This window comes from Leclercia sp. UBA5958, from assembly GCF_002430365.1.
Classification (GTDB): domain Bacteria; phylum Pseudomonadota; class Gammaproteobacteria; order Enterobacterales; family Enterobacteriaceae; genus Enterobacter; species Enterobacter pneumoniae.
Genome location: NZ_DJCE01000004.1, coordinates 615,101 through 626,336 on the forward strand (window position 1 = coordinate 615,101; position 11,236 = coordinate 626,336).

An 11,236-nucleotide genomic window follows, 5' to 3' on the forward strand; every position below is an offset into this window, starting at 1 on the left:
TTCTATTCTGGGCGAAAGTCATAATTAATTCAGACGACTCGATTGCGTCCCTTCATCCATACCTTGCTGCCAGGCTTGTCGAAGTTCCTTATTGTTTTCTACGGTATCACAGCTGGCCGGGAATATTTTTCCCGACATACCCCAGGCAAATAAAAGGTCTTCCCGACATATTTTCTCTTGCCCTGCCTTATAGCCCTTTAGATAGCGACTCCGATCGACTTCGGGATCGTGATAGGTATCGGCCAGCGTTTCGTTGGATTTGATCGCCGCACCGCTCAGCGCATCTTCTTTTCCGGCATCGAACCAGTCGGTGCCCGTCCAGTCAGGTTGATGGGTATAGGGATCGACCTGACAGGCAGCCAGCAGCAGGCAAAGCAGTGAAATCGCAATCGGGCGCATTGATGTTCTCCGTTTTATTTCAGCATAGCCTGGCGAATAGGAATATGGACTGTAATTTATTCTTTACGAATTTGTGGGCTGTTTTTTCATTAAAATAGCCTTTCGTAAACTTTTATGTACGTATTTTGGATTGAAATCTTTACTTGTTATGGTATGGTTAGGTCTCCTCACTGAGGAAAACAACTATCGCAAACGAGCTTCCAGGATCGCCATCATGCAAAAAGACGCGCTGAACAACGTACATATTTCCGATGAACATGTTTTGATCACCCCGGATCAACTGAAAGCGGAATTCCCGCTGAGCATCGAGCAGGAAGCGCAAGTCGCGCACTCCCGCCAGACCATCTCTAACATCATTGCTGGCCGTGACCCGCGCCTGCTGGTGGTGTGCGGTCCATGCTCTATTCACGATCCTGAAACTGCCATTGAATATGCTCACCGATTTAAAGCCCTTGCCGCAGAGGTCAGCGATAGCCTCTATCTGGTGATGCGCGTCTATTTTGAAAAACCCCGTACCACCGTTGGCTGGAAGGGGCTGATTAACGATCCTCATATGGATGGCTCGTTTGATGTGGAAGCAGGCCTGAAGATTGCGCGTAATCTTCTGGTGGAGCTGGTCAGTATGGGGCTGCCACTGGCGACCGAAGCACTGGATCCGAACAGCCCGCAATACCTTGGGGACCTGTTCAGCTGGTCAGCCATTGGCGCGCGTACCACTGAATCACAAACTCACCGTGAAATGGCCTCTGGCCTTTCAATGCCGGTTGGATTTAAAAATGGTACCGACGGAAGCCTGGCTACGGCGATTAACGCCATGCGTGCCGCCGCGATGCCTCACCGTTTTGTGGGCATCAACCAGGCCGGGCAGGTGTGCCTGCTGCAGACCCAGGGTAACCCGGACGGGCATGTGATTTTGCGCGGTGGCAAAGCGCCTAATTACAGCCCGGCGGACGTCGCGCAGTGTGAAAAAGAGATGGAACAGGCGGGACTGCGCCCGGCGCTGATGGTAGATTGCAGTCATGGTAATTCAAACAAAGATTACCGCCGTCAGCCAGCGGTGGCCGAATCGGTGGTAGCGCAGATTAAAGATGGCAACCGCTCAATCATTGGTTTGATGATCGAGAGCAATATCCATGAAGGAAATCAGTCATCTGAACAGCCTCGCAGCGCCATGAAACACGGTGTTTCCGTGACCGATGCCTGCATTAGCTGGGAAACCACCGATGCGCTGCTGCGTGAGATCCACAAAGATTTAAATGGCCAGCTGGCGAAGCGTCTGGCTTAAGAGGGTAGTTATGGTTGCTGAATTGACCGCGTTACGCGATCAAATTGATGAGGTGGACAAGGCGCTGCTGGATTTGCTGGCGCGCCGGATGTCGCTGGTTGCCGAAGTGGGCGAGGTTAAAAGTCATTACGGCCTGCCGATTTATGTACCTGAACGTGAAGCCTCCATGCTGGCATCCCGTCGAAAAGAGGCTGAGGCGCTGGGCGTCTCACCGGACTTAATTGAAGATGTCTTACGCCGTGTAATGCGTGAATCTTACTCCAGCGAAAACGATAAGGGTTTTAAAACCCTGTGTCCTTCGCTGCGCCCGGTAGTCATTGTTGGCGGTGGCGGCCAGATGGGGCGTCTGTTTGAAAAGATGCTTACCCTTTCTGGCTACCAGGTGCGTATTCTGGAAAAAGAGGACTGGGCACAGGCCGAAGCAATGGTATCGGACGCCGGTATGGTTATTGTCAGCGTGCCAATTCACGTGACGGAAGAGATCATTGCTAAACTGCCTCCATTACCCAAAGACTGTATTCTGATCGATCTGGCGTCCGTGAAAAATGGTCCGCTGCAGGCGATGCTGGCTGCCCATCAGGGGCCGGTGCTAGGTCTGCACCCGATGTTCGGCCCGGACAGCGGCAGTCTGGCGAAGCAGGTGGTGGTCTATTGTGATGGCCGCCAGCCGGAGGCGTATCAGTGGTTCCTGGAGCAAATACAGGTCTGGGGCGCGCGTTTGCACCGCATCAGCGCAGTTGAGCATGACCAGAATATGGCATTCATTCAGGCGCTGCGCCACTTTGCCACCTTTGCCTATGGCCTTCACCTGGCGGAAGAGAACGTACAGCTTGAGCAACTGCTGTCGTTGTCTTCACCCATCTACCGTCTGGAACTGGCTATGGTCGGGCGTCTGTTCGCCCAGGATCCGCAGCTTTATGCCGACATTATTATGTCGTCAACGAACAACCTGGCGCTGATCAAACGTTATTACCAACGCTTTGGCGAGGCCATAACGCTGCTGGAGCAGGGTGATAAACAGGCCTTTATCGACAGTTTCCGCAAGGTTGAACACTGGTTTGGCGATTACGCTCAGCGCTTCCAGAGTGAGAGCCGGATACTGTTACGACAGGCAAATGACAGTCGTCAGTAATCCAGTGATGTATATACTAAAAGCCAGCAACGCTGGCTTTTTTCATTATGGGGAACGGTTATGGCTGAATTACAGCGCCTGTTTAACTACACCGGGCACTTACCGGAATGTCCAACCTGGAGCGAGGAAGAACAGGCTCTCTACTGGGCAGATATTCTTGAGGGCGAGATCCACCGTTATCATCCGGTCAACGGTGAACATTCTGTACTGGCTTTTCACGAAGAGGTGGGCTGTTTCGCGCTGCGTGAGCGGGGCGGATTTATTGTCGCCATGCGTAATGCCATCTGGCTAACGGATAAAAACGGCACCCTGCAGCGTAAAGTCTGTGATAACCCCTCTAACCCGCAGCTTGCCCGTTTCAACGATGGCGGAACTGACCCTCTCGGACGTTTCTACGCGGGTACGTTCTGGGCGCCGGGGGATTATAACGGGGCTATGCTGATGCGTATTGATAACGATCTTACGCCCAGGGTTATCCAGTGTGATATCCAGGGACATAATGGGGTGGCTTTCAGCCCGGATAGCAAGTGGATGTATACCTCAGATACGCCAAATGCGGTGATTTATCGCACTCCGCTCGATGAACAGGCCGAGCCCGGCCAACGTGAAGTGTTCTGTCAATTCGTAGAGGGCGAAGGCATTCCGGATGGCGCGGCCATGGATGTGGAAGGGTGTTACTGGAGCGCCATGTATGATGGCTGGCGTATCGCCCGGTTTTCACCCATGGGCGAGCAGCTCGAGGAATATAAACTGCCGGTACGTTGCCCCACCATGGTCTGCTTTGGCGGTGCGGATATGAAAACGCTCTTTATTACCACCACGCGTGAAAACATGAGCGCGGAAGAAGTGAAGCAATACCCTTTATCCGGCGCAATCTTCACCCTGCCAGTGAATGTGGCAGGGGTGAAGAAAAGCCTCTTTATCGAGCGTTAAACAGGATCGACGGGCACGACATTTTCGCCAGGATAGCAGCCCAGCACTTTCATTGAGCGGGTGATATCACTTAGCTCACGCAGGGCACTCTGCATGGATGCAGATTCAAGGTTGGCCTGGATATCAAGGTAAAACATCTCTTCCCACGGGTTGCCATTAATGGGACGGGACTCCAGTTTGGTCATGATCAGGTTGTGGTTGCGTAATACCAACAGCGCTTCAACCAGCGCGCCCGCCTGCTGTCCTGTCGCCATCAACAGCGTGGTTTTGGCTGGAACCTGGTCAGAGACATTAATTGCTTTACGTGCCAGCACAATAAAACGGGTGATATTTTGCGTCTGGTTTGCCAGGTTACGTTCCAGCACCTGTAAATGATACAGCGCACCACCGGCTTCGCTGCCCAGTGCCGCCACGGTAGGGGAGTTAGCCTGAGCAACTTTCTCCATCGCAGCGGAGGTGCTCTCGGTGTACTCAATTTTCCAGTCCGGATAGCGATTCAAAAACTGGCTGCATTGCTGGAAAGGTTGCGGGTGGCTGTAAACGGTCTTGATTTGGCTCAGGTCCGTCGAGCCGGAGACCAGCACGCAGTGGTCAATGGGGATGGTCAGTTCGCCAACCAGCGACAGGCTGGTGTGTTGCAGCAGGTCATAAACCTCGTTGATTGCCCCGGAGCTGGTGTTCTCAATTGGCACCACAGCGTAATCGGCCTGGCCGGTCTCTACCTGGTTAAAGATATCGGCAAACTTCGCGCATCCGCTCTCAATAAACTCGTCGAAATGACGAGCAGCATACTGGCGTGCCGCCAGGTGCGAGTAAGATCCTTTCGGGCCAAGGAAAGCAATACGGGCAGAGTGGGGATTGGTTTTATTCAGATGTTGCTGGAGCAGAGCTTGTTGGGTAAGCACCGAGTCTTCGATGATCAGCTGGAACAGGCGGGTAATATAATGCGCATCCAGATGATGAGCTTTACCCAGCTGAATTAACCGCTCCATCAGGTCGCGTTCGCGGTCAATGTCACGTACCGGACGATGAGTGGCGAGCTTGGCTTTACCCACTTCAACCGCCAGGGTACGGCGTTCAGCCAGCAGTGAAAGCAATCTCTCATCCAGTGCGCTGATCTTATCGCGCAGTTCCAGTAACGGGTTTTCCTGTGTCATCGCTTTGCCTTAATCATATTATCGTTATCAATAAAAAAGGCCCCCCGGTGTGGGAGGCCTTGTTGTTCGTCTTCACATTCTTTATCACACGACGAAACGCCTCCCAATCAGGGGAAGGTAAAAAAGAATGCGAAGAAAAACGGTTTAAGCATCAGGGAAGATTCCTTGTAAAGACAGACTTAAAGTACCTGTACTGTTTTCACCCTGTCAATAAAAAACGCGCCCGAAGGCGCGTTGGCGATAGACTCAATGTAAAGGATTACTCATCTTCAACTTCTTCAGCGAAGCTGGCGTCTTTCACCGATGTTGTGGCGCGACGGGCTTCACCTTTGTGTTGCACTTTATTGAGCTGCCGTTCCAGCTTGTTGATCAAATCGTTAATAGCGGTGTACATATCCTCGTGTTTTGCGCTGGCGACCAGATGGCCGTTAGGAGTATTGATAGTTGCATCAGCGATGAAGCCCTGCGGCTCCTTGGACAGAATGATATGTGGATTAATCAGGTGTGTTTGCCATTTATCCAGTTTGGCGAGACGGTCTGCGACGTGCTGGCGGATTGCCGGAGTAATTTCCATTTGTTTACTGGTAATGTTCATTGTCATAAATTTTACCTCTTGTCTTTCCGTCTTGGTGATTCCAGCATACCGTCTCTAATGTCAAAATGTGTGATGTAAGTCACGTTATTTTGTCACTTTTTGTCAGTTCATTCTTTTTGTGAGCCAGGACAGGAAGACGTAAGTTTAACCTTGTCGAAGAGCTGATTAGGGGTCATAGTTGACTAGATTGGTAGCGGCTAAACCGCTTCAGCGAAATCACTAAACGCATAAAAAAACGGCAGCCCGAGGGCTGCCGTTTCTCTTGAGAGCGATAAATCAGGTGTTGCTGCTGTTGGCAGCAATGATTTTTGCCACTTTCTCAGCCTGGGCATTCATCTGCAGCTGGCGATAGGCGTTTTCCATCAGCTTCAGGCCATTACGCGTAGCCTGCGTATCCGGATAATCACGCAGCATTCCTTCAACGCGGTTCACCACGGCGACCCACGCGCCACGACGCGTATAGTATTCGGCAACGGAGTACTCGTATTTAGCCAGACGATCTTTCAGGAATACCAGACGTTTGCCGGCATCGGTCACGTACTGGCTGTTCGGATAACCACGAACCAGCTTGGAGAAATCGTTGAACGCATCGCGAGCGTGCTGCGGGTCGCGGTCAGAGCGATCCACGCCGAAGAAGCCTTGCAGCGCACTGTCATCCAGCGCCATGTTAGTCAGGCCGCGCATATACATCACGTAATCGATGTTAGGATGAGTCGGGTTCAGACGGATGAAACGATCGATAGTCGCCTGAGCCAGCGGGAGATCGGCGTTTTTATAGTAGGCGTAGATGAGATCCAGCTGCACTTGCTGCGAATACGGACCAAATGGATAGCGATTATCCAACGCTTCCAGTTGCGTTATCGCCTGTTTCCAGTTACCGTCCTGCAGCTTTTGCTGAGCAGTCGCATAGATTTCATTCGGCGGATTGTCAGGGACCTGTTCATTTGAACCGGAGCAGCCCACCAAAGCCAGGCTCAACGTGGCCGCTGCCACCAGATATTTCATGCGCGTCATGACGTTTTGACTTTCCTCAAATGTTTGTCCGGGAGAATCTCTTTCCTGCTCCCGATTAAGACCAGCTACAATAGCACACTATATTAAACGGCAAAGCCGTAAAACCCAACGTTAAACGAAGAAGCAGTCCATGGCACAACGAGTAGAACTCACCGCAACAGTCTCCGAAAATCAGCTCGGTCAACGCTTAGATCAAGCTTTGGCCGAAATGTTCCCTGATTATTCGCGTTCACGCATAAAAGAATGGATCCTTGACCAGCGCGTGCTGGTAAATGGCAAAGTCTGGGACAAGCCGAAAGAGAAAGTGTTAGGCGGGGAGGTTGTCGCCATTGATGTTGAGATCGAAGAAGAAGTTCGCTTTGAGCCTCAAGATATCCCGCTGAATATCGTCTACGAAGATGATGACATCCTCGTTATTAATAAGCCGCGCGACCTGGTTGTCCACCCAGGAGCAGGTAATCCTGACGGGACGGTGCTGAATGCACTCCTGCACTATTATCCGCCCATTGCTGATGTGCCGCGTGCGGGCATTGTTCACCGTCTGGATAAAGACACCACCGGCCTGATGGTGGTAGCGAAAACTATTCCGGCGCAGACGCGCCTGGTAGAGTCCCTGCAGCTGCGTGAAATCACCCGTGAATATGAAGCCGTTGCAATCGGACATATGACCGCCGGGGGCACGGTGGAGCAGCCGATCAGCCGCCACCCGACCAAACGAACGCATATGTCAGTGCATCCGATGGGTAAACCTGCGGTGACGCACTATCGCATCATGGAGCATTTCCGTATCCACACGCGCTTGCGCCTGCGTCTGGAAACCGGGCGTACGCACCAGATCCGTGTGCATATGTCGCATATCACTCACCCGCTGGTGGGCGATCAGCTGTACGGTGGCCGTCCGCGTCCGCCGAAAGGTGCGTCGGAGGCGTTCATCGCCGAACTGCGTAAATTTGACCGCCAGGCGCTGCATGCGACCATGCTGCGTCTGTACCACCCGATCTCCGGTATTGAGATGGAGTGGCATGCGCCTATTCCGCAGGATATGGTGGACCTTATCGACGCCATGCGCGCCGATTTCGAAGAACATAAGGACGATGTGGACTGGTTATGACTAAAGTGATTATCCCGCAATGGCCACTGCCTGAAGGTGTGGCCGCCTGTAGTTCTACGCGTATTGGCGGCGTCAGCGAAGGGGATTGGCACTCACTGAACCTCGGGGCGCACTGCGGTGATAATCCAGAACATGTCGAAGAGAACCGCCGCCGTATGTTTACGGCTGGCCGGTTGCCGTCCAAACCGGTCTGGCTTGAACAGGTTCATGGCACGCAGGTGCTCAAACTCACTGGCGAACCTTACGTTTCAAAACGTGCTGACGCTTCCTGGAGCAATACGCCGGGTACCGTTTGTGCCGTGATGACCGCCGACTGTTTACCTGTGCTTTTCTGTAATCGCGCGGGTACGGAAGTGGGGGCTGCCCATGCAGGCTGGCGAGGCCTGTGTGCCGGCGTGCTGGAAGAGACCATCACCTGTTTTAACGATACACCAGATAACATCCTCGCCTGGCTTGGGCCCGCAATCGGCCCTCAGGCCTTTGAAGTAGGCCCCGAAGTACGAGAGGCCTTTATGCACGCCGACCCGCAGGCGGCCAGTGCATTCACGCCAGTCGGTGAGAAGTATATGGCCGATATTTACCAGCTTGCGCGTCAGCGCTTAGCCGCGCTGGGTGTGACGCAAATTTACGGCGGCGATCGGTGCACCTTCACAGAACGGGACGAATTCTTCTCATATCGTCGCGACAAGACCACCGGTCGTATGGCAAGTTTCATTTGGCTGATATAACCTATAGAATCAAGACGATCCGGTACGTGTAGTTTTCTTTTCGCATAATTCAGGTCATTCACCTTGAATAATTGAGGGATGACCTCATTTAATCTCCAGTAGCAAATTTGACCTGTTATGGGAGGAGTTATGCGTCTGGATCGTCTTACTAATAAATTCCAGCTTGCTCTCGCTGATGCCCAGTCACTCGCACTGGGGCACGACAACCAATTTATTGAACCTCTTCATTTAATGAGCGCCTTGCTGAATCAGGAAGGGGGATCAGTACGTCCTTTATTAACCTCTGCTGGCGTCAACGTCGGGCAGCTTCGTACGGCCATCGATCAGGCGTTAAGCCGTCTACCGCAGGTAGAAGGTACCGGCGGCGATGTGCAGCCATCTCAGGATCTGGTGCGGGCGCTGAACCTGTGCGACAAACTGGCGCAGAAGCGTGGGGATAATTTTATTTCGTCGGAACTCTTTGTTCTGGCAGTGCTTGATTCACGTGGCACGCTGACCGACCTGCTGAAATCTGCCGGAGCGACAACTGCTAATGTGACTCAGGCGATCGATCAAATGCGTGGAGGTGAAGGCGTGAACGATCAGGGAGCCGAAGACCAACGTCAGGCGTTGAAAAAATTTACTGTCGATCTGACCGAGCGTGCTGAGCAAGGCAAACTTGACCCGGTGATTGGCCGTGACGAAGAGATACGTCGTACTATCCAGGTACTGCAACGCCGTACTAAAAATAACCCGGTACTCATCGGTGAACCCGGGGTCGGTAAAACGGCCATCGTTGAGGGGCTGGCTCAGCGTATCGTCAACGGCGAAGTACCGGAAGGGCTGAAAGGCCGCCGCGTACTGGCGCTAGACATGGGCGCGCTGGTGGCCGGGGCAAAATACCGCGGTGAGTTCGAAGAGCGTCTGAAAGGGGTGCTGAACGATCTGGCTAAACAGGAGGGTAATGTCATCCTGTTTATTGACGAATTGCACACTATGGTGGGCGCGGGTAAAGCCGATGGGGCGATGGACGCCGGCAACATGCTGAAACCTGCGCTGGCGCGTGGTGAACTGCACTGCGTAGGGGCCACTACACTCGATGAATATCGTCAATACATAGAAAAAGATGCCGCGCTGGAACGTCGATTCCAGAAGGTGTTTGTTGCAGAACCGACGGTCGAAGACACCATTGCCATTCTGCGTGGTTTAAAAGAACGTTATGAACTGCACCACCATGTGCAGATCACTGACCCGGCGATTGTGGCTGCGGCAACCTTATCGCATCGCTACATTTCCGATCGTCAGCTGCCAGACAAAGCCATCGACCTTATCGATGAAGCCGCTTCCAGCATTCGTATGCAGATTGACTCGAAGCCGGAAGAGCTCGACAGGCTCGATCGCCGCATCATCCAGCTCAAGCTGGAACAGCAGGCGTTGATGAAAGAGTCAGACGACGCCAGTAAGAAACGTCTCGACATGCTCAATGAAGAGCTGGACGACAAAGAGCGTCAGTATTCGGTATTAGAAGAAGAGTGGAAAGCAGAAAAAGCCTCTCTTTCTGGTACTCAGACTATTAAAGCCGAGCTCGAGCAGGCAAAAATTGCGATTGAGCAGGCGCGTCGTGTGGGCGATTTAGCGCGCATGTCTGAACTGCAGTACGGCAAAATACCGGAGCTCGAAAAACAGCTGGAAGCTGCAACCCAGTCTGAAGGCAAAACAATGCGCTTGCTGCGTAACAAAGTGACGGATGCAGAGATTGCGGAAGTGCTGGCGCGTTGGACCGGCATCCCCGTGGCGCGCATGATGGAGAGCGAACGCGAAAAACTGCTGCGCATGGAGCAGGATTTGCACCATCGGGTTATCGGCCAGGATGAAGCGGTTGAGGCGGTGTCGAATGCCATCCGCCGTAGTCGTGCAGGGTTATCCGATCCTAATCGTCCCATCGGTTCGTTCTTGTTCCTGGGGCCAACTGGGGTCGGTAAGACGGAACTTTGTAAAGCGTTGGCGAACTTCATGTTCGATAGTGATGACGCGATGATTCGTATCGACATGTCTGAGTTTATGGAAAAACACTCGGTGTCTCGTCTGGTCGGGGCGCCTCCGGGATATGTCGGCTACGAAGAGGGCGGTTATCTGACCGAAGCGGTACGTCGTCGTCCTTATTCTGTCATCCTGTTGGATGAAGTAGAGAAAGCGCACCCGGATGTGTTTAACATTCTTCTGCAGGTACTGGATGATGGCCGTCTGACCGACGGGCAGGGGCGAACGGTTGATTTCCGTAACACCGTGGTCATTATGACCTCTAACCTGGGTTCCGATTTGATTCAGGAACGTTTTGGTGAACTGGACTATAGCCATATGAAAGATCTGGTTCTGGGTGTCGTCAGCCAAAACTTCCGTCCGGAATTCATTAACCGTATCGACGAAGTCGTAGTATTCCACCCGCTGGGTGAGAAACACATCGCGTCGATTGCCCAGATCCAGTTGCAGCGTCTGTATAAACGACTGGAAGAGCGCGGTTATGAAATTCATATTTCCGACGAAGCGCTGAAGCTGCTGAGTGCAAATGGTTATGATCCTGTTTATGGTGCTCGTCCATTGAAACGAGCAATCCAGCAACAGATAGAAAACCCGCTGGCACAGCAGATTCTTTCCGGGGAGTTGATCCCGGGCAAGGTTATCCGTCTGGAAGCCAACAACGATCGCATTGTGGCAGTGCAGTAAGTCACAAAACAGTAAAAACGAGCCGCTTGCGGCTCGTTTTTGTTTAAAAACCAGGCAATAATGCGTCTCCGATGTATAAATCGACCAAATAGTGAGCGGTTGGTAAATATTTTTAACTTTGTACTTGCGGGTTCGGAATAACTCCCTATAATGCGCCACCACTGACACGGAACAACGGC

The 11,236-nt window shown here is 52.6% G+C and carries 11 protein-coding genes and 1 other annotated feature; of the genes, 6 read left to right on the forward strand and 5 right to left on the reverse strand.

Going from position 1 to position 11,236, the window contains the following annotated elements; all coding sequences use genetic code 11:
* Positions 1–24: 24 nt before the first annotated feature.
* Positions 25–399, reverse strand: a complete 375-nt coding sequence (locus B2Q93_RS07375) for a DUF2799 domain-containing protein (protein ID WP_212476272.1) — start codon at positions 397–399, stop codon at positions 25–27.
* A 214-nt stretch (positions 400–613) separates the two neighbouring features.
* On the opposite strand from B2Q93_RS07375, the gene aroF reads away from it, so the two are divergent.
* Genes aroF through B2Q93_RS07390 form a run of 3 tightly spaced genes read left to right on the forward strand, consistent with a single transcriptional unit; the run spans position 614 to position 3,749 of the window.
* Positions 614–1,684 carry a 3-deoxy-7-phosphoheptulonate synthase AroF gene (aroF, locus tag B2Q93_RS07380; RefSeq protein WP_286932363.1) on the forward strand — a complete coding sequence of 357 codons (1,071 nt, stop codon included), beginning with the start codon at positions 614–616 and terminating at the stop codon, positions 1,682–1,684.
* Between the two features lie 10 nt (positions 1,685–1,694).
* Positions 1,695–2,816, forward strand: a complete 1,122-nt coding sequence (gene tyrA / locus B2Q93_RS07385; protein ID WP_046886235.1) for a bifunctional chorismate mutase/prephenate dehydrogenase — start codon at positions 1,695–1,697, stop codon at positions 2,814–2,816.
* Positions 2,817–2,876: 60 nt separating this feature from the next.
* On the forward strand, positions 2,877–3,749 hold the full coding sequence (locus tag B2Q93_RS07390) for an SMP-30/gluconolactonase/LRE family protein (RefSeq protein WP_286808213.1): 873 nt from the start codon (positions 2,877–2,879) through the stop codon (positions 3,747–3,749).
* Here B2Q93_RS07390 and pheA read toward each other — a convergent pair.
* The 4 genes from pheA to bamD form a co-directional block, all read right to left on the reverse strand.
* Positions 3,746–4,906 carry a bifunctional chorismate mutase/prephenate dehydratase gene (pheA, locus tag B2Q93_RS07395; protein WP_286932364.1) on the reverse strand — a complete coding sequence of 387 codons (1,161 nt, stop codon included), beginning with the start codon at positions 4,904–4,906 and terminating at the stop codon, positions 3,746–3,748. The two genes, B2Q93_RS07390 and pheA, sit on opposite strands and share 4 nt — an antisense overlap.
* Positions 4,907–4,936: 30 nt before the next feature.
* Positions 4,937–5,062 (reverse strand) — a sequence feature (Phe leader region).
* The gene (locus B2Q93_RS21260; RefSeq protein WP_411815397.1) at positions 5,014–5,061 is read right to left on the reverse strand and encodes a hypothetical protein; all 48 of its coding nucleotides are present in this window, start codon (positions 5,059–5,061) and stop codon (positions 5,014–5,016) included. It overlaps the preceding feature by 48 nt.
* Positions 5,063–5,165: 103 nt before the next feature.
* Positions 5,166–5,507: a ribosome-associated translation inhibitor RaiA gene (raiA, locus tag B2Q93_RS07400; RefSeq protein ID WP_032613238.1), complete on the reverse strand. Its 342-nt coding sequence runs from the start codon at positions 5,505–5,507 to the stop codon at positions 5,166–5,168.
* Positions 5,508–5,777: 270 nt separating this feature from the next.
* Positions 5,778–6,515 (reverse strand): outer membrane protein assembly factor BamD, encoded by a 738-nt coding sequence (gene bamD / locus B2Q93_RS07405; protein ID WP_212476267.1) that lies wholly within the window; start codon positions 6,513–6,515, stop codon positions 5,778–5,780.
* A gap of 130 nt (positions 6,516–6,645) precedes the next feature.
* On the opposite strand from bamD, the gene rluD reads away from it, so the two are divergent.
* The 3 genes from rluD (at position 6,646) to clpB (ending at position 11,057) form a co-directional block, all read left to right on the forward strand.
* The gene (gene rluD / locus B2Q93_RS07410) at positions 6,646–7,626 is read left to right on the forward strand and encodes a 23S rRNA pseudouridine(1911/1915/1917) synthase RluD (RefSeq protein WP_046886231.1); all 981 of its coding nucleotides are present in this window, start codon (positions 6,646–6,648) and stop codon (positions 7,624–7,626) included.
* Complete coding sequence (yfiH, locus tag B2Q93_RS07415; RefSeq protein ID WP_286932366.1) at positions 7,623–8,354, forward strand: purine nucleoside phosphorylase YfiH; 732 nt, start codon at positions 7,623–7,625, stop codon at positions 8,352–8,354. The genes rluD and yfiH overlap by 4 nt, the downstream gene beginning before the upstream one ends.
* Positions 8,355–8,483: 129 nt before the next feature.
* Positions 8,484–11,057 (forward strand): ATP-dependent chaperone ClpB, encoded by a 2,574-nt coding sequence (gene clpB, locus B2Q93_RS07420; protein ID WP_040074444.1) that lies wholly within the window; start codon positions 8,484–8,486, stop codon positions 11,055–11,057.
* The last annotated feature ends 179 nt before the right edge of the window (positions 11,058–11,236 follow it).